Here is a 26,164-nt window from a genome sequence, read left to right as displayed (position 1 = left end):
GTTTTTTCAACTTAGTAGTTTTCCAGCTCCGATAATTCCTTTGCAAATCCTTCGCTGCCTTTAATCAAAGCAATTTTTGAACTTTTTACAAATTCGACAAGTTCATATTGATTAAGAATAGTCGTTAAATTATCTATTTCATTTTCCTGTGCCGTAACTTCAAATACAGTGTATTTTTTTTCGATAGATAAAAAAGCGGCATTATATTTTTTAAATAAAAGCTCAAGACTTTCATTGTTTATCATCATATCTGTTGGCAGTTTGTACAATGCAGTTTGTGCAGAAAAAATTTCCTCTTCAGTATTACAGTAACATCTAAATACATCGATGATTTTTTCTATTTGATGTACCAAGTTTTGCACGATTTCCGAGGTTGCACGAATAACAATTGTAAACCGATGCATTTTATCAATTTCACATTCTGAGATATTCAGGTTCACCAAATTAATTTTCTTTCTTAAAAACATTATGGCAATTTTGTTGATTAGCTCTAGTTGATTTTCGGTATAAACTGTCAAGGTATATTTCTCTTCCATTTTGTTTGTGCTGCTGTTTTATTTAGTTGAATTTTTATTTGGTAGTTTTTTATAAGATCTTCGGAATTGTTTCTTTTCAGCGCAAAAAAAAACCTTTCTCGTTTGACGGAGAAAGGTTTCGTATTACACAATATAATCCTAACTCGTCATGAGAGACAAATAATGATAATTGCGATAATAATTATTGCTGTTAAATTTTTCATGTTTGTTTTAAATAAAAAAACCTCCCGGTTTAGGGAGGTTTTAAAATTGTATTATGATATACTTCTTTATATAAAATCCCTTTACTACGATCAAATGATAATAATAGAATTGATAATAATAAAGATGTTAGTTTGCGTGCTCATTTTTTATTTGTAAAGCGCAAATGTAGTATAAAAAAATATACGGGTTTTACTTTTTTTATTTTTTTTAAAAATTTCTAAAGATTAAAAAACAGTAAACGAAACAATTATAGAACTTTCTTTTCATTGTAAAAAAGGAACTTTGCAATATTTATTTTTAGCATGATTCGTTATTTTATTTGAAATAAGAAAGGAAATGCTAAATTAATTCTGAATTACTTCCATTGAAACTCTTCTGTTTTTAATTCTATTTTCTTCAGAAGTGTTAGGTACTAATGGATCTGTTTGTCCTTTCGATTTTAAATGTATTCGATTGTTTTCAATGCCTTTTCCTTGAAGATAATCTGCAACAGATTTAGCTCTTAACATTCCTATTTCTTGATTTCTTTCATTGCTTCCAATGTTACAAGTGTAGCCCGTTACTTCTAATACAGCGGTTTTATCTTTTTTCAGAATTACTGCTATCTCGTCAAGACGAGGTATTACATCAGGAGACAAATCGGTATTTCCAACGGTCGTAAAACCTACAGGCTGTTCAATTAAAATTATATTTTCGGCAGTAATTACTTCTTTCTTTTCTGGAGCAGTTTCAACTACGGCAGCTTCTGTTTTTTGCTCTACTTTTGCAGGTTCTGTTGTTTGTACTGCTGACGGCGTATTTTGAACTGGTGCTGGTAATTGATTTTTCTTTTTAATTGAAAAACCTAATTTAACTTGAATTCCTGCAGCTAAATAATTGCTTTTTTGCACTACTTTTTCATTCTTAATGACACCATTCGGTTCAATCATATTCACATCCTTAGCACTATAAGTTACCAAGTTAGAATCTGAATTACTTTTAGCCAACTCGTTTAATCCGTAATCGAAGTAAACTCCAGTATAAAGGTTCAAGTTGTCTTTTAATTTGAAGCTTAAGCCGCTCTCAGCACTCAATAAAATAGAGTTTGCAAGACTTGTACGAGTACTGCCTTTCCAATTAGCTATTTTTCCAAAACCGTGTGACGGTAAATTGTCGATAACAAGATCTAAATCTGGATAATATCCTGAAATCTGAATCTCGGAAGCACTAACGTTGGATTTTAGTTTTCCTGGAAACAAAGCTTTTGCTCCAACTCCTAAATAGAAGCCTGTTTTAGTTGATATATCCGTTCTGTACTGCAAAAGTATAGGTACGACAATAGAGAAGAAATTTTGATCTTCGGCATAATTCTTTGGACTTACTCGGTATTCAAAAGCCGATCCTTGATCATCTACTTCATACGAAGTAAATGTTGTTCCTTCGTTTAATTTAAACGAATTCTGACTGTATTGTCCTTCTAGACCTGTTGTAATTCCCCAATGTTTGCTTATGTAATATGTGTAACCTAAACCTATTCCAAATCCAGTTTTAAGTTTTGCGTCGCCCAACGTGCTTTCGTAAAGAATTCCAGATGGACCGCCATTAATTTTAATATTGAATTCTTGTGCTCTAATAGCAGAACTAAATAAGGTTAAAAATAGTATTGCTAGTTTATATTGAATTTTCATTTTCTAAGTTTTTGATTTTTAACGTACCAATAAATTAATTGTTTTATGCTGACCGTTTGCCAATGACAAAACGACTACATAAATTCCCGATGATGAAGGTGCCGTCACAATCACCTTTGGACTAACATTATTTATTGTAGTTACTAATTTTCCAGATAAGTCAAAAATATTAATACGTGAGTCTTTTAATTCTTCTGCTGAATAGTCAGATTCAATAGTTAATTCTCTTAAGCTTTGAACTGGATTAGGATAAAGTTTGATAGCTTTTGAAAAAGTTTGCCCATCAATTGTCAATGGACAAAATTTGATAACATTTCCATCTTTATCTTTAGCTTGTATTGAATAGGTGCCTTTTAGAGTTTTTTCGCTATAATACTGACTGTTTGCTCCTGGAATAAGTACTCCGTTTTTATACCATTGAAATGCTGAATAGTTTTTATCTGAATTATCAAATAACAAAGTATCTTCCCAATATTGGCTTATATTTCCAGACTGACCTACTTCGATCAGTTTTGTAATTTGTGCAGCTGGATTGTGATTTTGATCTCCTTCTTGAGAAACTTTGATTGATGTTGTTCCAGCACGATTAATTTTTAAGACATCACCTTGAATATTGGCAATTGATGAATTTTCGATCGCGTAAGATACTGGAAGTCCACTATCTGAAGAAGCCGTTAGTTGTACTTGGTCTGTCGTGTTGCATCCAAAATCCAATTCTTGATTCCACTCAATTACCTGATTTGCTTTAGTAATTTTAAAATCAGAAGTTTTAAAATCAATTGTATAGTTCGATCCTGCACTTAAACTTCCAATTGTTATAGGATAGTTTCCGGTGTTTTCACCTGCAGTTCTAGAAAGTAAACCTGTAATAATTGAGTTGTTATCTCCATTAGCAAATCCAGTTGCCACGTAAGTTAATTTCGGTTCTGCGCTTCCATATACTTTTGTTTGATCTGGGGCAGCTACAACTTTTAGAATATTTTTTTGAGTGGTAAAACTTATTTCATTTCCGTAGTTTACATAGCCAAATTTACCAACAGCGTAGGCTCGAACATAATATACTGTGTTTACTAACAAGCCTTCTACAGTTTTTGTAAATGTTCCAGGATTACTGCCTAAAATAATTTTAGAATCAGTGATTTTAGGATTAGAAGCAGCAGCGAATACAATTCCTATTTCTGAAGTGCATTCTCCTAGATCACCATCAATTCCATTTTGACTGGCATTTACGGTTAGAGTAACACTAGAAGCAGTAAACTCAGTTGGGATAGAGGTAATTAAACCTATTGGATTTGAAGGCTGTGTAATTGTAAAATTCTGATTTACACTGCAATTATTACTATCTGTTATGGTACAAACATAATCACCTTTTACAAGATTTTGTGCCGTTTGATTCGTATTGTCAGAGTTACTCCATTTATAAGAATAGGGAGCAATTCCTCCTGAAATCGTAACACTTGCCTCTCCATTATCACCATTATAACAAGTAACATTTTTTTGAGTACTTGTAATTTTTAATGCTGCAGGTTCTGTAATTGTAAAATTCTGATTTATACTGCAATTATTACTATCTGTTATGGTACAAACATAATCACCTTTTACAAGATTTTGTGCCGTTTTAGTCGTACTGTCAGAGTTACTCCATTTATAAGAATAGGGAGCAATTCCTCCAGAAATCGTAACACTTGCCTCTCCGTTATTACCGCTATAACAAGTAACATTTTGTTGAGTACTTGTAACTTTTAATGCTGTAGGTTCGCCAATTGTAAAACTTTGTTTTGCGGTACAATTGTTTGCATCCGTTACTGTTGCTGTATAAGTTCCCGGACTAAGACCTGTTGCTGTTGCTGCAGTACCTCCAGATGGTGACCATGAGTATGTATAGGTGCCAAAACCTCCTGATACGGCTACAGTTGCCGATCCGTTGTTAGATCCATTGCAAGAAGCGTCAATTTGAGCTCCAATAGAAGCAGTTAATGTATTTGGTTCTGTTATTAAGACACTTTCAGTTGTTGTACAATTATTAGCATCAGTAACCGTAACGCTATAATTTCCTGGACTAAGTCCTGATGCAGTTGCTGCAGTACCGCCAGATGGTGACCATGCATAAGTATATGTGCCGGTTCCTCCAATTACGGCTGCCGTTGCAGATCCGTTAGATTCTCCATTACAACTAACATTTTTAGAATTAATAGTTATCTTAATAGGGTTAGGTTCTGTAATTGTAAATGATTGTGTGGTTTCACATAAATTACCATCAGTAATAGTTACCGTATAGGTACCAGCAGTAAGTCTTGTTGCTGTTTTGGCAGTGCCTCCAGCAGGAGCCCAACTATATGTATAAGAACCCGTTCCGCCTGTAACATCTACAGAGGCAGATCCTGTAGCTGCACCATGGCATATTAAATTAGTTTGAGATGGTGTAACTACTAAAGCAGAAGGTTCTGTAATAGTAAAGGTTTTTACAATAGAACAACCATTTACAGCAGTTATTGTTACAGAATAATTACCTGCTGTAAGTTTGTTTGCAGTAGCGTTATTTCCGCCAGATGGCGCCCAAACGTAAGTAAAAGGACCTGGTGCTCCAGATGGAATTACCGAAGCAGAACCTGTGTTAGCGCCATTACATAAAATATTACTTTGACTTGTTACAGCAGTTAATGTGTTGGTTGTAGTAATATTAAAGACTTTAGTTATTTTACATCCATTTGCATCTGTAACTACAGCACTGTGATTTCCTGCTGCTAAACCAGTTACAATTTGTGTAGTGGCACCATTTGACCATGAGTAAGAATATGGAAGAGTACCACCGTTAGGAGACACAGCAGCCTGACCGCCTGTTGAACAAGTTGCATTTATTTGGCTTGTTGTAGCCGATAAAGCTGCGGCGGGCTCAGTGATATTAAAAGTTTTTGTAACAGAACAACCGTTACCATCTGTAATTAAACAGCTGTAGTTTCCAGTAGCAAGTCCAGTAGCTGTAGCGGCAGTCCCACCAGTTGGAGACCATATATAAGTATATGAGTTTGGTTTTCCTCCTGAAGCTGTTACTGTTGCTGTACCAGTTGCGCCTCCATTACAAAGAACATTAGTTTGTGATGTAGTTGCGTCTAAAAGATCTGGCTGATCTATTGTTACAGTAATAGTAGTAGAACATAAATTAGCGTCTGTAATTGTAACAGTATAAGTTCCCTGAGCAAGCCCTGATGCTGTACGAGCACTTCCACCAGTAGGTGACCAAGAGTATTTATATCCTCCAACTCCTCCAGTTGCAGTTACAGTTGCAAAACCATTTGTTCCTCCGTTGCACGAAACATCAGTTTTTGTATATGTCCCAGATAATGCTGCAGGGCCTTTAATTTCAACAGTTTTAACTAAAGTACAACCATTAGCATCTGTAATTGTACACGTATAATCTCCAGCAGGTCTGCCCGAAATAGATTGTGTTACACCACCTAATGGCGCCCATGAATACGAGTATCCAGGGCTTCCACCTGATACATTTACACTTGCAGTACCATTAGATCCGCCAAAACAACTTACTCCAGTTGATGCTGTAGTGGCTGAAAGACTAGTAAGCGGCTGTGTTATTGTAATAGTTTCTTTGGTTTGACAGTCGTTATCATCTGTAACTGTTACAGTATAAGTTCCAGCAGCTAATCCAGATGCTGTATCAGCAGTTCCTCCCGAAGGTGACCAAGAATAGGTATAGGATCCAGTTCCATTAGTTGCAGTTGCCGTTGCTTGTCCAGTTAAATCTCCGTAACATTTTACATCAACTTTTGTTAGCGCTACATTAATATGATTAACAGCTAATATAACATTATTTGAAACAGCAGCAAGATTACATGTTCCTACTGCCACAGCTCTGTAAGTATATCCATTCATTTCGGCTGTTGTGCCAGTGATAGTTAGAGTAGACGTATTAGCGCCAGAATACGGTGCAGTATTTGTGACGTCGGTAAACCCAAAACCAGTATCTACCTGCCATTGATAGAATATTACATTTGATGCAGAGACTGAATAAGTAGTATTGGTTCCTGCACAAATACCTCCTTGACTAGAAGTTGGTTGTGTTATAATACTAGGATTAGGGATAACAGTCAGTTTAGCATTACTTGAAACGGCATTAGGAGTACATAATCCTGTTACCACAGCTCTATAAATGTATCCATTCATTGCGGTTGTTGCGCCAGTAATAGTTAGAGTAGCTGTAGTAGCACCAGAATAAGGTGCGCCATTAGAGACGTTGGTAAATCCAGCTCCTTGATCTACCTGCCATTGATATGCTGTTGCATTTGATGCAGAGACTGTAAAAGTAGTATTGGTTCCTGTGCAAATTGCACTATTGCCTGGTTGTGCTGTTATTGCAGGAGCAGAATTAAAATATAATACAGCAGCATTAGAAGTAGCATTGGGGCTGCATATGCCTGTTGCCACAGCTCTATAAATATATCCATTCATTGCGGCTGTTGCGCCAGTAATAGTTAGAGTAGCCGTAGTAGCACCAGAATAAGGTGCATCATTTGAGACGTTGGTAAATCCAGCTCCTTGATCTACCTGCCATTGATATGCTGTTGCATTTAATGCAGAGACTGAAAAAGTAGTATTGGCTCCTGCACAAATACCTCCATTAATAGAAGTTGGCTGTGTTATAATACTAGGATTAGGGTTAACAGTCAGTTTAGCATTACTTGAAACTGCATTAGGAGTACATATTCCTGTTACGACAGCTCTATAAACATATCCATTCATTGCGGCTGTTGCGCCAGTAATAGTTAGAGTAGCCGTAGTAGCACCAGAATAAGGTCCACCATTTGAGACGTTGATAAATCCAGCTCCTTGATCTAGCTGCCATTGATATGCTGCTGCATTTGATGCAGAGACTGAAAAAGTAGTATTGGATCCTATGCAAATTGTACTCAAGTTTGGTTGTGCCGTTATTGCAGGAGCAGAATAAAAAGTTAATGGAGCAGGACTAGAAGTAGCAGCGGGGCTGCATAATCCTGTTGCCACAACTCTATAAACATATCCATTCATTGCGGCTGTTGCGCCAGTAATAGTTAGAGTAGCCGTAGTAGCACCAGAATAAGGTGCACCATTTGAGACGTTGGTAAATCCAGCTCCTTGATCTACCTGCCATTGATATGCTGTTGCATTTGATGCAGAGACTGAAAAAGTAGTATTGGCTCCTGTGCAAATTGTACTCACGTTTGGTTGTGCCGTTATTGCAGGAGCAGAATCAACATTTAAAGCTGCTGTACTCGATGTTGCACTTGGTCCGCATGATCCCGATGCAACCACCCGATATTGATATCCGTTCATTTCAGGAATTGCACCACTTATGATAAGTGTTTGTGTTGCAGCACCAGAATAAGGTCCACCATTTGAGACGTTGGTAAATCCAGATCCTGTATTTACCTGCCATTGATAGCTGCTGGCATCACTTGCTGAAGCAGAAAAAGTAGTATTAGAACCAGCACAAATTCTACTGTTAGAAGGCTGACCTGAAAAGGTCAAACATGGTAATATAATACCACTATCTTTTACCCAGGTAAAAGCATCAAGTGCAGCATAAGTATATGCTCCTCCAGTTGTAATTTGAAGCTCATCTATTATAATATTAGAATAGTTTTGACCATTTAAATTGGTTAAATCTATTAAAGTATTGCCATTATCAGTACCAAAACTAGTATTAAAACCAGTGGTTTTAGTCTGTGTAAATTTAGTTACACCGCTCAATTTTCCAGTTATTGTTAAAGTGCCTGAGACTGTTAGATTTACTGAATTATTAGCTAGAAGAATCCAAAATCGATTGGCTTTAAATAAATTTGAAGTTGTTTTAATGCTAAAAGAGGCGTTTGTCCCCACAGATGCAGTATTGTCTATGTATTGGTTGTCGCTTGCTGTTCCATTCCAGCCTGCACCAGCGAAATTTGCTATTGCAAATTTGCTACTATGAGAAATAATGTTAAAAATAACTCCATTATCTGTAAAGCTGGTAGAACCAACTGATTCCGTTTCAAATGCTTCTATTGATGTTTGTGCAAAAAGCAGCTTCGTAAATAATAATAAAAAGAGTAGAAAGTAATTTTTTTTCATATTATAACGGTGTTTGAGGTTTTCATGTTTTATTATTAAAATCAGTTTGTGTTAATGATTAAAGATTTAGTTTAAATTAAAAATGAGGTTTAGTTTTAATGATAAGCTAAATTATTGTAAATAAATTCTTAAATATCGGGTAGTTCTACGTGTTTTTATTGTGGCAGTAAATTTTTATAATCAATAAAATAGTAAGATGAACAGAAATAAAAAGACTTTACAACTCCATTTATATATTCTATAATAATTCAGGAACCTTTATGGTTTTTATGCCTATAACAAGATCACAAAACTAGTCTTAAATAGGTTTTTTAAGAAAAATAAAGGGGGGACAAATGGGGGACATTTTTATGTGTAACTGATAGTATATTAATGTTTTATTTGAAAACAGGATTTAATAGTAAAACTATCAAGGAAAAATGAGGGTAAAGTTTTTATACTTTGGTCTATAAGGAAAGTCTATTCTTTTAATTTTATCGTTTTCTAGAATGTTTTGTAAAAGTGCTGTAATAGATTTGAAATCTTGCATTCACAATGGAGCTTTCTCTTTAAAAATAAATAGGAATAAAAAATCTTCTAATATCTTACTAGGAGAAACAAATATTTCTATATCTAAAGTAATTGTAAGATAAATAGAGCTGTTTCATTCTAATCAATATTAATCAATGTCTTCACTTGATATGATTACGCTATTTAATTAGGAAATATTAAATTAAATTTATTTAATTTGCCTAATTATAATCAATTATTGAAGAATAAGCATTGGTTACGGAAGAAAATAATACCAGCGAACTTTATATTAGGAAAATATTTGATCAATACTATAGATCACTTGTTCAGTTTGCAAATCGCTTTCTGAGCATTGATGAATGTGAGGATTTGGTTCAGGATATTTTTATAGGTATATGGGAAAAAGAGAATGCATTTCAAGATGAGCTGCATTTAAAAGTTTTTCTATACAAGGCCGTTCGTAATAAATGTTATAATGTTATTAAGCATAATCTTGTAAAAAATAAATATGCTGAAAATACTATTAAGTCTTTGGAAGATGATGATTTGTTCTTAAAGCAAATTCTTGAAGAAGATATAGTGTGTCAACTGTATAAGGCAATTGAGATTTTACCTGATAGAAAAAAAGAAATTATAAAGCTAAGTCTTAAAGGACTCAAGAATGCTGAAATTGCAGAAGAATTAGGAATACAACTTCAAACGGTTAAAACATTAAAAAGCCAATCGTATAAAATACTAAGAGATCAGTTTAGAGATTTAGAATCAATAATTTATTTTTTATTGGTTTAATGTTTTTTAAAACTACTTATTTCAAAAGTTTTTTTAGGTCTTAATTAGTTTACTAAGAAGGATTTAATCTCTTAATTAAAGGATACAAATGAATCAGAATATTAAATGAAAATTATTTTTTTTAAAATTTTTGAAAAAAAAATAATTTTTCAATACTACCTTTTGGGATATCAGTTGTTCTATAATAAATCAACAATAGGATGATAGATATTTTTCAAATTTCCAAACTGCTAATCAAGAAAAAATTAAAGGTCTTAACCGATTCTGAGAGACTAGAATTAAAAGGTTTTGCAAAAGAGAATTCGGTCGTAAAAGAAATTAAGATTAAAAAATTAGTAGATAAAATTGACTCCTATTCAGAAATTGATACAGAAAAAGCATGGGAAAAATTAGAAGCTAAGTATCAAGAAAAGAATAAAAAACCTGTTTTTAGATTAAGTAAAAAACCTTTGTTTAAATACGCCGCCGCCGCTGTGGTGACAAGTTTGCTGGCTGTAACTTTTTTATACAAGGACAAAATATTTAGTACGCCAACTGAAATTCCTGCAGTTGTTGTAAAGAATGATATTGAAAATATTAAACCAGGAACGGATAAAGCAACTTTGACTTTAGGTGATGGTTCGAAGATAGCATTAGAAAAAGGAACTCCAATTAAAACTCAAAATGCGCACATTAATGGCGGCGAGATTATTTACAAAGACAGTAAACAAAATCCATCAAAACTGGTTTACAATTACTTGACAATTCCTAGAGGCGGTCAATTTGTTATAAAATTATCAGATGGCACAAAAGTGTGGTTGAATTCGGCCTCTCAATTAAAATTCCCTGTAGCATTTATCGAAGGAGCATCAAGAGATGTAGAATTGGTGTATGGTGAAGCCTATTTTGAGGTGTCAAAAAGTACCGAACATAAAGGAGCTCATTTCCAGGTTTATAACAAAAATCAGAAAGTTGAGGTTGTTGGAACTGAATTTAATATAAAAGCGTATAACGACGAATCAAATGTTTATACGACGCTGGTAAATGGAAAAGTGAATGTTGAAACAGGGAATAAAAAAATACGATTAATTCCGAATCAGCAACTAAATCTAGATCTTAAAAACAACACTTCGATAATTAAAACGGTGGATGCCAATAATGAAATATCTTGGAAAGACGGTGTCTTTAGTTTTAAAGGAAAACCGCTGAAAGAAATTATGAAAGTAATATCAAGATGGTATGATGTCGACGTGGTTTTTGTAAATAAAAATCTTGAAAATGTGCAGTTTAAAGGAAGTCTTGATAAAAAACAATCTCTTGAAGAGATTCTTTCGATCATGAAATCGACTACAATTGACAGTTATGAAATTAAAAACAAAACTTTAATGATCAAATAAAACCTTTAGATACGAGTATTAATTATCTAAAAAAAGAGCATGTTTTTGAATAGAATAAAGAAGAAAATAATAAAATCAAATTACTAACTAATTATAACCAAAATAAAAATATCGCCTATGAAGTAAAAAAAGAAGGATAGAGTTTAACCGACCAAAGTACTAACTCTATCCCCTTATCAAATTATCAATTAATTAAATTTTTTAACTAAAAAATAATGACAAATTTATGAAAATTAATTTTAAGCATCCCCATTTTTACTTTAGAAAGGGGCTATTAATGAATATTATGCGAACATTCATCTTCTTATTTTGCACAACACTTTTTGCCCTGACTCCCGAAAATGTTTTGTCACAACAATCAAAAATTGAGGTGAAAGAGAATAAAAAAATGTCTATCGATGAAGTTTTCGACTTGATTATGGATCAAACAGATTATAAGTTTTTTTATGAAGAGGGTATTTTTAAAGGACTTCCTTTGGTAACTTTAAAAAAAGGCACTATAAAAACTAATGATCTTTTAAAACAGAGTCTTGCAAATGCAAACATAGATATTGTAATAGGTAAAAATAACACCGTAATTATTAAAGAAAAGCCTAAAAGTGTTGTTTCGGTTTTACAAAAAGTTAAGATAACAGGAACAGTGACTGACTTTGCGGGAATACCTATACCTGGGGCAAATGTTACTGAAAAAGGAACTAAGAACAGCACTCAAACTGACTTCAATGGTAAATTTGTTATAGAAGTAACAAATAATAATGCCATACTAGAATTTAGTTATATCGGAATGGTATCGCAAGAAAAACCAGCGAGCTCAGTAGTTGTAAATGTACAATTAAAGGAGAATACTACTGAACTCGATAATATTGTGGTAACGGCTTTAGGCATAAAGAGAGAGAAAAAAGCACTAGGTTATGCTTCGCAAGAAGTTAAAGGAACCGATTTAACGGCAGGAATTGCAAGCGGGAACTTTCTTAATGATCTTTCTGGAAAAGCTGCAGGGGTGTACATTAGAAAAAATACAAACTTCGGAGGTTCTACAAATGTAATTTCAAGAGGAGTAAAAAGTCTTACAGGAAACAATCAAATGCTTATTGTAATTGATGGTATTCCTATTAATAATTCAACAGTAAATTCAAGTACAGCTTCGCAAGGAGCAAGAAATACTTATGACTATGGTAATGCGGCTATGGATATTAATCCTGATGATATCGAGTCGATAAACGTGTTAAAAGGAGCTGCGGCTTCTGCTTTATATGGATGGCAGGCAGGTAATGGTGTAATCATGATCAGCACCAAAAAAGGTAAAGCTACGAAAGGTATGGGGATTACTATTTCAAGTGAATTTAGTGTGGGTTCTGTTGACAAGAAAACTTTTCCTGTTTACCAAAATAAATACGGACAAGGTTACGGTCCAAGTTATGATGCAGCAGGTAATCCAAAAGGAGTTCCAGTAGGACCAACAGGAGCCTTTTTTACGATAGATAAAAATGGTAATCAAGTTGTAACTACAACTGATGACGCTTCTTATGGTGTGGCTTTTGATCCAAATCTTTCTGTTTATACATGGGAATCATACAGCCCATATTCTTCAAAATACGGACAAAAATCACCATGGCAGGCAGCTAAAAATGGTCCAATTTCGTTTTTTCAAACCGCTACAACATTCAATAATTCAGTATCTCTTGAAGACGCTAATGACAAAACCAACTTTATTTTAAATTACAATAATTTTAAAGAGACTGGTATTTTGCCAAATAGTGAATTAAAGAAAAACAATGCAAGTATAAAGTTAAATCACAAGTTTACAGATAAATTATCTACAAGTGTTTTTGCAAATTATATGACACAAAGTACAATTGGTAGAAATAGTTCTGGATACACAGGAGATAACATTACAGGTTGGTTTCGTCAATGGTGGGGTACAAATGCTGACCTTAAATCACAAAAAGAGGTTTTTGAAAATTCAGGAGGACAAAATATATCTTGGCTTATGGGAGATCCTGCTAATGGAAATACGGCTCCTAAAACTATGGATAATCCATACTTTACGCGATATAAAAATTACCAATCTGATGAAAGAAACCGTTTTATTGGTTATGGACAATTGGATTACAAATTTACAGATTGGTTATCAGCTTCTGGAAAAGCAAGTATTGATAGTTACTCAGAGTTACGTGAAGAAAGAAAAGCTACAGGATCTATCAATGGATCATTTGGTTTAAGCAGAGCAAATGTTCCTTCAGGATACCAAAAATATGTTGGTTCGTTTTCTGAGCAAAACTATCAGTTTATCCTAACTTTTAATAAAAAAATTGGAGATGACTTTTCTGTTAATGCTTTGGCAGGGGTAAATACTTTGAGAACAAAAAGTAATTCAACTCTTGCTTCAACTGATGGAGGATTAATTATTCCAGATATTTTTGCATTATCAAATTCAGTAAACCCTTCACCGTTTCCGTTAGAAACAGAGAATAATTCGGCCGTAAACAGTTCTTACGCTTCTGTTTCTTTAGGATATAAAGATTTCTTGTATTTAGAAGGAACCGTTCGAAATGATGCATTTTCTACTTTACCAAAAGGGAATAACTCATTAAATACATTCTCTACTTCTGCGAGTTATGTTTTTACAAATCATGTTAAAGCAGATTGGTTGTCTTTTGGAAAGTTAAGAGCAAGTTATGCAGAGAATCCGCAAGGAAATATTGATTTGTATTCATTAAATGATGTTTATGATAAAAGTAATCCATTTGGTTCAAATCAAATTTATTCAATTCCAAATAGAAGTAATAATCCTGATTTGCGCCCTGTTAAAACTACCTCTCAAGAGCTTGGTTTAGAAATGCAGTTTTTACGCAAAAGAGTTGGATTTGACGTGAGTGTTTACAAAAGTTTAAGTAATGATCAGATATTTCCTGTAGATTATTCTACTGCAACTGGTAACTCTTCAAGATATGTAAATGCAGGGTCAGTTGAAAACAAAGGTATCGAGGTGCAGTTTAATGTGACTCCAATACAAACAAAGGATTTTAATTGGGATATTTTTGTAAACTGGTCTAAAAATGAGAATACACTTGTGTCATTAGCATCAGGAATTGAAACTCTTTCAATAGGTGGATTTCAAGGAATTGGTATAGTTGCAAAAGTTGGTCATCCTTATGGAGATATAGTTGGTAAAGACTATGTGTATGCCGCAGACGGACAAAAAGTTACAGAGAATGGTCTTTATGTAATGACAACTACAACAAACAATGTTATTGGAAACATTACTCCTGATTGGATTGGTGGACTTCGTAATAAATTTACCTACAAACAAGTTTCGTTTGGCTTTTTAATCGATGTGCAGCATGGTGGTGATCTTTACTCTCTAGATCAGGCATATGGTCAGCATACAGGTTTATATGAATCTACAGCAGGATATAATGAATTAGGAAATCCAATAAGAAATACACTTGCAAATGGCGGTGGACTTATACTTCCTGGAGTGAATAAAGATGGTACACCAAATACGACTAGAACACCGCGTCCAGAAGTTGCAGGAAGTATTTACGGCTATAAAGCCAATCCAGAAAGCGCCTATATTTATGATGCAAGCTATGTTAAATTGAGAGAAGTAAGTCTTGGCTATACATTCCCGTCGCAGTTTGTGTCTAAGATGAAATTGACTGATTTAAGAGTTTCTTTAATTGGATCTAATTTATGGATAATCAGTAAAAATCTTCCTGATGCAGATCCAGAGAGTGGAGTTAGTGCAGGTAATTTATCTTCAGGTTATTCTGGAGGTTCACTTCCTTCAACTAGAAACATTGGTTTTAACCTTACTTTAAAATTTTAATGATGAAAAAAATACTTTTATTAATATCTATTGTAAGCATATCTTTTTCATGCAGTTCAGATATTACAGATATGAATACTGATCCTAAAAAACCAAGCAGTACACAACCTGAATATTTATTTACGGGCGCTCAGAAAGCACTAGTTGATCAGGTTGTTACAACTAGTCAGGTTTTTAGATTATTTTCACAGCAATGGGCATCAACTACGATTCCTTCTACAAGTCAATATGTTATTCCAGATATTCCAGATGCACGTTTCACAGTGTTTTACAGAGATGTGTTAAGAGACTTTTCTGCTGCAAAAACAATGATTAAGAACACACCCACTTCAAGCGCTGCGGCTGATATTGCAGTTAAGCAGAATAAACTTGCGCTTATCGATATCTTAGAAGTTTATAGTTACAGCATGTTGGTAGATACTTTTGGAAATGTGCCTTATTCTCAAGCTCTTGATATTAAGAAATTTCCTTTGCCAGCCTACGATGACGCTAAAACTATTTACATGGATCTTATCGCAAGATTAATTGAAGATTCTGCTATACTGAAAGCAAACTCTGCTAATGCTAACTTTGGGAGCGCAGATATTGTTTATGGCGGAAATGCTGCAAGTACTGCAAAATGGGCAAAATTTGCTAATTCATTAATCATCAAATTAGCCGTAAATATTTCAGATGTTGATCCTGCGTTTGCTGCGACTACTGTTCAGGCAGCACTTGCTGCTGGTCCATTGGCAAGTAATGCCGATAATACCAAGTTGAATTATTTAACTACTACCGGCAATCAAAATCCATTATACAATACTTTAGTAACCAGCAATAGAAACGATTTTATTCCGGCTGAACCGTTTGTTGCCGCAATGGATGCTGTAGTTCCTGGAGGAGACCCAAGAATGACAAAGTATTTTGTAAATGCAACAGCGCCAGCTCCGGCGCTTCCAGCAGGACGTACTTTTATAGGAGGAACTTATGGAGAAGCCAATGTTTTTTCAACTTATTCACACATAACGGCAACATTAAACAATCCAGTGTTTCCAGGTACTTTATTTGACTATTCTGAATTGCAATTTTTATTGGCTGAAGCAGCTGAGAAAAATTTAATTCCAGGTGGTTCTGTGAAAGCTAAAACATACTATGATGCGGCAATAACTGCATCAATGTTAGATTGGGGAGTAACAGCGACCGCTATCACAACATATCTTGCAAGTCCTAAAGTTGCTTACACAAATGTTCAAAGTGGAGCAACTTATAAAGAAAAAATTGGTAATCAATCGTGGTTTGCACTTTATAACAGAGGATTTGAAGCTTGGACATCTTATCGAAGATTAGATTTTCCAATTTTAAAATCACCTAAAGCAGCTGTAAACAGAGGTATTTTGACTGTTCCCGTACGTTATCTTTATCCTAGTGCTGAGCAGACAAAAAATGAAACCAATTATAGTAAAGCTGCCAGCGATATTGGTGGTGACTTGATGAACACTAAAATATTTTGGGATAAATTTTAATCCTGATAAGAGTATGTTTTCTTAGTTAATTTGATAATCGAAGATTGAATACTAATTCAAATTGAGATTATAAAAGATAAAAATTTTGGTTTTTGTCTAAAAAAAATAGCCCCATTTATTTTTTGTAATTGGGGTTATTCTTTTTTGCCTTATAAAACCATTTCGGGAAAACAATTCAAATAAAACAATATTAATTCAAACCCGTTGGGTGTAATTGCAAAAAATAATTCAACACATAGAAACATAGATTTTATACTTAAAAAAGGAGACAAAAAGAAACACGTTTCTTTCGCATAGTCAGTCCCGATCGCGAAACTTCGGGACGGGATGTGTTTAAAAAAAATGAAACGCCTAATTTTCGACTATAAAAGCTATATTTCTATGTGTTGGAAGTAATTGTACCCAACAGGTTAATTCAAATAAAACAGTATGAAAAACATACTTTTCGCGGCTCTGTTTTTTATTATAGGATTCCAAATTACTAATTCACAACAGTTGAAATCTCCTAACGGAAATTTTAGTATGGAGTTTGCATTACAAAATGATGGAACTCCAACTTATAATTTAATATATAAAGGAAAAACAGTTGTAAAGCCTAGTAAACTCGGAATTGAACTTAAAGAAGATAAAAATATTAAAAAATCGTTATTGAATGATTTTACAATACTGGATAAAAAGACTTCTTCATTTGATGAAACTTGGCAGCCTGTTTGGGGAGAAGTATCATCAATTCGAAATCAATATAATGAACTTGCGGTAACATTAATTCAAAAGGAAACTGATAGGCAGATTGTCATTCGTTTTCGATTGTTTAATGATGGATTAGGTTTTCGTTATGAATTTCCAGTCCAAAAGAATCTTACCTATTTTGTTATAAAAGAAGAAAGAACGCAATTTGCAATGACAGGAGATCATACCGCTTTTTGGATGCCAGGCGATTATGATACTCAAGAATACGATTATACCACTTCGAAGTTATCTGAAATCAGAGAACTTTTTGTAAAAGCAAAAAATAGAAATTTATCTCAGCCTCCCTTTTCTTTAACAGGAGTACAAACGTCGTTGATGTTAAAAACTAAAGAGGGTTTGTATATCAACCTACATGAAGCTGCATTAATTAATTATTCTTGCATGCATTTGAATTTGGATGACAAAAATATGGTATTTGAATCTTGGCTGACTCCAGATGCAAACGGCGATAAAGGATACATGCAAGCTCCTGCAAATTCACCTTGGCGTACCATTATTGCGAGTGATGATGCCAGAGAAATTTTAGCATCTAAGATGACTTTGAATTTAAATGAACCTTGTAAAATAGAAGATACTTCGTGGATTAAACCTATTAAATATATTGGTGTTTGGTGGGAAATGATTACTGGAAAAAGTTCATGGAGATATACCGATGAATTACCATCCGTACAACTAGGTATTACAGATTATTCGAAAGTAAAACCAAATGGGAAACACGCAGCTAATAATGAGAATGTCAAGAAATATATTGATTTTGCTGCAACAAATGGTTTCGATGCTGTTTTAGTTGAAGGCTGGAATGAAGGTTGGGAAGACTGGCTTGGCCGCTCCAAAGATTACGTTTTTGATTTTGTAACTCCATATCCTGATTTTGACGTAAAAGGAATACACGAATACGCAAAATCAAAAGGAATAAAAATGATGATGCATCATGAAACATCTGGATCTGTTCGTAACTATGAACGTCACATGGACAAAGCTTATCAGTTTATGAAAGATAATGGGTATGACGCTGTAAAGAGCGGTTATGTAGGCAGTATTCTTCCAAGAGGAGAAAATCATTATAATCAATGGATTGTGAATCATTATCAATATGCTGTAGAAAAAGCGGCCGAATATAAAATTATGGTGAATGCGCATGAAGCGGTGAGACCAACGGGTATTTGCAGAACTTATCCTAATCTAATTGGAAACGAGTCTGCAAGAGGAGGAGAGTGTGAGGCTTTTGGCGGATCAAAACCAAATCATGTAACAATAATACCTTTTACTCGATTAATTGGCGGACCAATGGATTATACTCCAGGGATTTTTGAAATGGATATAAGCAAAATTAATCCACGCAATAAGTCACACGCTAACTGTACACTCTCAAATCAACTTGCATTATTTGTAACTATTTACAGTCCCTTGCAAATGGCTGCCGATTTACCTGAAAATTATAATAGATTTTCAGATGCTTTCCAGTTCATTAAAGATGTTGCAGTAGATTGGAGTGAAAGTAATTACTTAGAAGCTGAACCGGGTCAATATATAACAGTTGCCCGTAAAGCAAAAGGAACTAATAACTGGTTTATAGGAAATGTAAATGGAATTGAACCTCGAACTTCCAATATTAATTTTGCTTTTTTAGAAAAAGGAAAAAAATACACCGCTACTATTTATGCTGATGGAAAAGAGGCGAATTACAAAACAAATCCGCAAGCTTACACTATTCGAAAAATAGCAGTCACAAATAAATCAAAACTTTCTCAATTAAGTGCATCTGGAGGTGGTTATGCGATAAGTATACTTGAAGACAAAAAGTAAAAAGCAGTTTAGGATTTTATAAGTTCTTTTAGCGATGAATAAGAACTTAAATCTGAAACTTAAATAGAAGTAATTATTAAGTTACATTTAATGAACTAGGTTAACTATAAATTAAAAATCAAGAATATGAATTTGAATATAAAATTTTTGACGGTATTATTATTTGTGAATTTTGCTGCTTTTGCACAAACAAAAGGAGACGAATGGAACTTGACTGCTAACTCGAGGGAGAATTATTTTGGAGTTGCAATGGCAAATGGTAAGATTGGAATTGTCACAGATGATACACCTTTAAAAACAAAAGAAATCATCCTAAATGGCGTTTACGAGCCTAATCCTAAAAACGGAATTAGTAAAGTTGTAAGAGGAATTGAGTTTTTAAATCTGCACTTGTCAATTGATAATCAAATGGTCGATGGTACTAATATTGATCACTGGAGTCAACAAGTTTCTATGAAAGAAGGAACAAGTACCACTTCGTTTCAATTTAAAGATTTAGCCCAAATTAAGTATACCATTTTGGCTAATCGAGTATTACCTTATTCAGCAATGGCCGTTGTTGAGATTGTACCGATGCGAGATATTGAAATAAGCGCATCTAATTATATGAATGTTCCAGAGGAATTGAAGGTAGTCAAAAGTGAGTTTAGAGTGATGAAGAAAAAGAACTATGGAATACCTCTTTTTAGAACTATTGCTCAGACAAATACGGGTAAATGGACTGTTTCAGCTTCTACTACTTTTCTTTTTGATGGTACTGCAGAAGTAGTGTCACAAAAAGGATCAGAAGCGGGCTTTTCAAAAAAAATAGAGAAAGGGAAGAAATATCGTTTTGTAATTGCGGGAGGAATTTGTAATTCTAAAGATATTTTAGACCCAGTAAATGAGTCCGAACGTCAGGCTATCTACGCTTTTTCAGATGGAATTGATAACTTACTTTCTAAACATAAAAAAGCATGGGCTGATTTGTGGGAGACAGGTGATATTCAAATAGAAGGTGATTTAGACGCACAGCAAAGAGTTAGATTCGCCTTGTATAACTTATATTCTTTTATACGCGAAGGAAGCAGACAAAGTATTTCGCCTATGGGATTATCATCTCAAGGATACAACGGACATATTTTTTGGGACACAGAACTTTGGATGTATCCATCGCTTTTAGCATTACAGCCAGAATTGGCAAAATCATGTTTAGACTACAGATCTGATAGATTGCAGAAAGCAAAACTGAAAGCATTTATTTATGGTTATAAGGGAGCAATGTATCCTTGGGAATCTGATGATACTGGAGAAGAAGCTACACCAACAAGTGCTTCAATGGGTATTTTTGAACAACATATTACCGCTGATGTTTCTATTGCTTTTTGGAATTATTATGCCTTGACTCAAGATAAAAAATGGTTACGTGAAGAATGGAATGTAATGAAAGAAACTGCTGATTTTTGGATTAGCAGAGTGGTTAAAAATGCAGATGATAGTTATTCTATTTTAAATGTGGTTGGAGCAGATGAATATGCTTTGAACGTTGATGATAATGCTTTTACAAATGGAGCTGCGATCGAATCACTAAAAAATACGATAAAAGCTGCAGAGATATTGAATGAGCCGATTAATCCAAAATGGATTGAAGTTTCAAATAAATTGAAAATTCATAATGAAAATGGAATTACTCAAAATTATAAAGGATACAAAGGTCAAGCGACAAAACAAGCCGATGTGAATTTGTTAGCATATCCTTTGCACGTCGTAAATGATGACAAACAAATTAAAGCAGATTTAGATTACTACGCTGCAAAAGTTGATTTGAAAGACGGACCGGCAATGACTTTTGGTGTGTTCTCCGTTTTGTATTCGCGCTTAGGAGATAGAAAAAAAGCATATGAATATTTTGTAAAATCGTATTTGCCTAACAGTCGTCCGCCATTCGGAGTATTCTCAGAATCTGCGAATAGTAACAATCCGTATTTTGCTACCGGAGCAGGAGCAATGCTGCAAGCTGTTATTTATGGTTTTGGAGGTGTAGAACAAACAGATAATGGATTGAAATTCAACAAAGGTTTACTTCCTGAAAAATGGAAATCTTTAAAGATAATTGGTGTTGGAACTGAGAATAAAACGATCATAATAAAATAAGTAAGATTAAGATTGGTGTCGCAATTTCCTTTGATTTAGCGGCATCAAGATTTAGTTTTGTTTTTGTTTTTTGGAAGAAGAAAGGGATAACGGATGTATTAAATTAGTACATCTATTATCCCTTTCTTAATTTGATTGAATGGCTTATTTTATAAAGTTTACGATTTAGTCTTTAACTTATTGTTTTACAAGCTTAATTGTTTTGGCATTACTTCCATTACGTATTTCTACAAGATATGTTCCCGGGCTTAGATTACTTCTTAACGCTATGACTGATGCGTAACTTGATTTCAATGTATCTATTTTTCTTCCTAAAAGATCAAATACATTAATAACAATGGCTTGTTTGTCGTCTCCTCCCGTGATGTTTATTTGGAATTCGGTTTTTGTTGGATTTGGAGATCCGCTAACTATAAAATCATCGATTTGTTGTTTTGCAATTTTAAAAGAAGAATTACTTAAAGTTGGTGTGTTTTCGCATGAACCAAGAGAACAGCCATGTGCTAAATGAGCCGCAACAGCATTAGTCGAAATACAAAGACTTTTATTATTGGTATGACATACTGTTACTTTTTTGTCGGCACAACGAACATCAGTTACTATTATTTGTTTTGTTATAGTGACTTGGCAGGCTAGTGCATCAGTGATGGTTAAACTGTAATCGTGATTTCCTGCTGTTGAAGGATTTACTGAAATACTGTTTGTTGTTGCTCCATTACTCCATAAATAAGTAAAAGGTGCAGTTCCGTTTGAAGTTGCAGCGGTCAGTGTTAATGAAGAAGCACCATATCCTAAATAAATTGTATTAGCATTTCCACCAGGATTTACAGCATAAACATCAGGAATATTAGCGGAGAGTGCGCTATTAATGGTTACAGTTGTCGTGTTTGTGCTGCTATTTCCTGCGTTATCAGTAACTGTCCATGTTATATGAGATGTTCCCACGTTAAAGTTTCCGCTTGCATCCAATCCGCTTCCGGTTCTTGTGGTCGCATCAGTAATTTCGTAAGTAACAGTATTAATAGTACAATTATCGAATGCCGCTGCTGATGGAATAGTATAGTTGCCGTTTGATTCGTAACAAAGAACAACAGAAGCAATTGAATTTACTGTTGGAGCTTTTGTGTCAATTAAAGTAACGGTTTGTGTAGTCGAAGCCGTATTGCCATTTTCATCGACAGCAGTCCAAACTACAGTTGTTGTGCCTTGAGGAAATATTGCTGGTGCATTATTGGTAATACTTGCTACAGAACAATTATCAGTAACCACTGGCTGCGGTAATACTAATGCCGCACCACATTGATTTTCATCATTGCTGATCGTTATTGCTGTTGGTAGCGTGAAGATTGGCTTTTCTGTATCATTAACAGTAATTATAAAAGAAGCAGAACTACTGCTGCATCCATCAGTTGCTGTCCAGGTAACAGTGGTATTACCTTTATTAAAAACTTTATTTGCTAATGAACCGCTGCCACTAGCCGAAGTTGCTCCAGTAAGTAAATAGCTGTAAGTAGTCGTATCGCAATTGTTCAATGCAGTTATATCAAACTCATTGGTTTGGGCTGTGTACGTAGATAAACCTGCATTGGTACTTGTGATAATATTAGACTTCGCAGGAAGATAAAATGTTGGTTTAACTTGACCATTGAACGAAAAATCATCGATACCAACTAAAGAATTTCCAGAGGTTTTGTTAGATCCGTACCAGTATAAACGAAATGTGATTGGAGTTTTAATATTAGATAAAGGACTTAAGTCATAGGTTAGCAGTGTAGCAGCAGTTCCAGTAAAGGTTTGAGGTGCTGTGATGTCGCTTGTAAAATCATCTGCACTGGATCTCATAACATATGTGCTCGGATCAGCTGCATTTCCTTTTCTCGCTGTAAATTTAAGGTTAGAAAAATCTATTTTGTAGCCGCTATTAGGCTGCAGTTTGAACTCAAAATATTGATTAAGATTGAGAGCAGTAGCAGGATCTGAAGCAGTAGTTTTATTAGCCCATCCATTTAGTAAAACACGACCGCCAATTTGACCTGCGGTATTAAGTCCGTCACTAGTGCCATAATAAAAATTGGGTGTTGCATTTCCATCGCTGGTGATATTAGGATTTGTTGTATTTCCTGTGGTAATAGGTGAGGTAAAGTCAACAGGAGTACTGGTAAAAGTATTACCCCAAATTTGTATCGGTGCACTGTTATTATTAAGTTCAAAAATCTTTATATTATCATGATAAATAATACGTGTTGCTACATTGGGAGGATCAGTAGTAATAGACTGTCCAGGGCGGTACAATCCCCATTTTAAGTATCCAGAAGGGTTAGTTTCGGGAACATCCTGATTAAAAGTTCTGAAATTACTTATCTGCCAAGCCAAAGTATAATCAGTTTGTCCCGGTAACCTGTAATAAACCTTATAATATCCAGTCGCATCAGTTGTCATTTTTGCGTCAATCCTGAAATCGATCCACTGATTGATATATGGACGAAAATCTCCTATAATAGATGGCTCAATATTATCATTGGGTATACGGAAAGTAATACTATTGCGTTTCGCACTAAGATACCAAGCAGGGTTTTCACCTCCACTTTGTTTGCCTTGAAAAATAATATCCCCGCTTTGAGCCATACCCGCTGTATAAGGTTCCCAATCTTTCAGTTGAAGACTAACTTCAAAACGACGTTCATCTCCAGGGTAGTATTTTCCGTCAGCAAACATTTGAGCAGTAGCTGCTTCACTGCGCCAATGGTTATCAGAAAAATAACCTTCGTCTCCTATCGTTACGCGGTGAGCAATAGCATAGTTGCCAGTACGACCAGGACTTACGATATATTCTGCATCATCGGCGGTGGCATGCGTTGTCGTTAAATTTGAAACACCAGAATTTTCTGTTCCACTTTCGTAATCAATACTAACCAGCGTATTGGTAATCGTTGCAGGAGGTGTTGGAGGCGCAGCGGTTAAAAAATTAGAATAACTGATATCATCAATATACAATATAGGAGCCGATGATCCTGCGCCCACATTCAACAAATTCATTCCGCTGATGTTAGTTCCCTGCGGGAGTAAACCTGTTCCGGGGTCTGCATTAGTAAGTACTTTTATAGTATCAATCCAAATATCATAAGTACCCGCCAAAAGATTATGCGTTGTCATGCTTGCACCGCTTCCAGTTACGTATGATGCAGTGCTATTACTGTTGTTCATAAAAAACTTCAGAATATAAACTTGGTTTTTGTTAATTGTTGTTTGAGAAAGTCCGTTTATTGTATAGTTTGGACTTGCAGCCGACGAGAGCCAATCGAGGTTGACAGTAGTGGCCGCAGGCGATAATCTCAAGGCAGCAAATGTTTGCGGTAAACTTATTCCGCTGCTATTGTTGAAATTACTGCCATTACCAAAATATAATAAGAACCTGCCATTAGTTCCTGAGCTGATATTGATTTTGCATTCAAAAGCAGCGACATTCGAAGCTGTAAAAGGAGCTAGAGCAAATTTAGCACCCGTTACAGTAGTACCTCCATTCATTTTAAGCTCGGCTCCCGCACCTCCCGCAAAATTAGATGAGGTAAGTTCAACAGCGCCTTCAGTAGCCGACGAAGCTTTTACGCTGGCATTGCCGCCGCCAGCCATTGGTGCGGGCAAATAAGTAGAACTATAAGTTGTAGATGTATATTGACCTGAGGCGGTAACCCCAAAGTTATATACCCAACTAGAATCTTGTGCTTTTGTTTCTAGTAAAGAAAAGACACAAAGTAAAGCAAGTAAACTTTTTTTCATAATTAAACGGTTTTTGGTTGAGTTAGTAAATCAGCAGTTTTTTTAATTAGACTTTAGCAGCCAGCTTAGAAAAAAAGCTTGTGGTTTTTAATTAATGTGTTTTAATGTTCATTTTTAATTTAGTGGGTTACAATTTATTTTAGGCGCAGTTATTTAATTTTAGAATTGTTTAAATAAGCAAAACGGGATATTCTAAGAAAGAACAATTTTGTCTCTAAGTTTCATTAAGCAGGAATAGTAAGAAAGAGTTATAAGTTTTCTTTCATAGAGTAAATGTTTATACCATTATTTAGTTTTGATGAGATTTTTATAAAGCTAAGTTAGAGGTGAGGATGAAAATCGTATTTCAAATTCTTCTATAAATGTTTCGATTTTGTGTAAATGTTTATTTTTATGAAGTTTTACAAGGAGAATTTACTGTTACAAGTATTCTGTAATGGAGTTTTTAATCAGCGAACTTTATATTGAAAGACCTAATTTTATTCAAGTAAGATTGATAAGGTATTTAATGAAGTTTTAAAAATAAACTATGAAGAGAGCTTTTTATACTATTATTAAAAATGTCAATGATTATTCTTGATATTGTTTTCTTCCCTCTATCTAAAAAATGCATCGAAGACATTTAGTTTTAAAGACTGCAACTTTATGAGGTATTCGTTTTAAATCGCGTATTTGTAAATTGGCGCAAAGTCACTCCCGAAAGCTTTCAGGATTGCGAAGTGGTTTTGAGAAACACTTTGTATAATTCAAATAAAAGAGAGTATTATTATTTCTTTGCTGTACTTATATATATGATGATTACTCAAAGTATAATGTGAATCTTATAAGATCGATACGTTTGGCGGTTTGTTTTTTGCTTTAAAATAATAATTTAAAGAATAATCCTACGCTAATTAGTAATTGTTTTTGTTTTTAAGTTTTGTATTATCAGTAAGTTAAGTAAAACTTGCTAAAAAAAGTGAAAAAAAATGAAGAAAAAGTATTGTAAATGCGGATAAACTATCTACTTTTGCACCCGCTTTGCAACACAAGCGAAATAAAATTGAAATACACGTTCGTAGACATATTGAATTGACAGCCGTTTTAAGAGAGATTTTAAAACAAAAGAATAAGAGTAATAGAATCGTAAGATTCGAAAAGAACCGATAGATAATTCATCGCAATATAATATTAAAATATA

Annotated in this window: 10 protein-coding genes; 6 read left to right on the top strand and 4 right to left on the bottom strand. The window is 34.3% G+C overall.

What is annotated here, in order from left to right:
• Positions 1-11 precede the first annotated feature (11 nt).
• From ilvN to B0A81_RS00040, 3 genes are all read right to left on the bottom strand, one after another.
• On the bottom strand, positions 12-536 hold the full coding sequence (gene ilvN, locus B0A81_RS00050; protein ID WP_089056101.1) for an acetolactate synthase small subunit: 525 nt from the start codon (positions 534-536) through the stop codon (positions 12-14).
• Between the two features lie 548 nt (positions 537-1,084).
• Complete coding sequence (locus B0A81_RS00045; RefSeq protein ID WP_089056100.1) at positions 1,085-2,407, bottom strand: OmpA family protein; 1,323 nt, start codon at positions 2,405-2,407, stop codon at positions 1,085-1,087.
• Between the two features lie 18 nt (positions 2,408-2,425).
• Positions 2,426-8,509 carry an MBG domain-containing protein gene (locus B0A81_RS00040; protein WP_089056099.1) on the bottom strand — a complete coding sequence of 2,028 codons (6,084 nt, stop codon included), beginning with the start codon at positions 8,507-8,509 and terminating at the stop codon, positions 2,426-2,428.
• A gap of 762 nt (positions 8,510-9,271) precedes the next feature.
• Here B0A81_RS00040 and B0A81_RS00035 point away from each other — a divergent pair.
• The 6 genes from B0A81_RS00035 to B0A81_RS00010 all read left to right on the top strand — a co-directional run bounded on the left by B0A81_RS00035 (position 9,272) and on the right by B0A81_RS00010 (position 21,207).
• The gene (locus tag B0A81_RS00035) at positions 9,272-9,808 is read left to right on the top strand and encodes a sigma-70 family RNA polymerase sigma factor (protein ID WP_089056098.1); all 537 of its coding nucleotides are present in this window, start codon (positions 9,272-9,274) and stop codon (positions 9,806-9,808) included.
• 200 nt (positions 9,809-10,008) lie between these two features.
• Complete coding sequence (locus B0A81_RS00030; RefSeq protein WP_089056097.1) at positions 10,009-11,184, top strand: FecR family protein; 1,176 nt, start codon at positions 10,009-10,011, stop codon at positions 11,182-11,184.
• Between the two features lie 277 nt (positions 11,185-11,461).
• Complete coding sequence (locus tag B0A81_RS00025; RefSeq protein ID WP_244281184.1) at positions 11,462-15,016, top strand: SusC/RagA family TonB-linked outer membrane protein; 3,555 nt, start codon at positions 11,462-11,464, stop codon at positions 15,014-15,016.
• Positions 15,016-16,518, top strand: a complete 1,503-nt coding sequence (locus B0A81_RS00020; protein ID WP_089056096.1) for a SusD/RagB family nutrient-binding outer membrane lipoprotein — start codon at positions 15,016-15,018, stop codon at positions 16,516-16,518. Before B0A81_RS00025 ends, B0A81_RS00020 begins: the two co-directional genes overlap by 1 nt.
• A gap of 429 nt (positions 16,519-16,947) precedes the next feature.
• Positions 16,948-19,074 (top strand): glycoside hydrolase family 97 protein, encoded by a 2,127-nt coding sequence (locus B0A81_RS00015; protein WP_089056095.1) that lies wholly within the window; start codon positions 16,948-16,950, stop codon positions 19,072-19,074.
• Positions 19,075-19,200: 126 nt separating this feature from the next.
• The gene (locus B0A81_RS00010) at positions 19,201-21,207 is read left to right on the top strand and encodes a glycosyl hydrolase family 95 catalytic domain-containing protein (RefSeq protein ID WP_089056094.1); all 2,007 of its coding nucleotides are present in this window, start codon (positions 19,201-19,203) and stop codon (positions 21,205-21,207) included.
• Positions 21,208-21,384: 177 nt separating this feature from the next.
• Here the strand turns inward: B0A81_RS00010 and B0A81_RS00005 are convergent, their stop codons facing one another.
• Positions 21,385-24,984 (bottom strand): heparin lyase I family protein, encoded by a 3,600-nt coding sequence (locus tag B0A81_RS00005; protein WP_089056093.1) that lies wholly within the window; start codon positions 24,982-24,984, stop codon positions 21,385-21,387.
• Positions 24,985-26,164 lie beyond the last annotated feature (1,180 nt).

This window comes from Flavobacterium plurextorum, from assembly GCF_002217395.1.
Lineage (GTDB): Bacteria > Bacteroidota > Bacteroidia > Flavobacteriales > Flavobacteriaceae > Flavobacterium > Flavobacterium plurextorum.
Note: the sequence above shows the minus strand (reverse complement) of the source record. Positions and strands in the feature narration are given on the sequence as shown.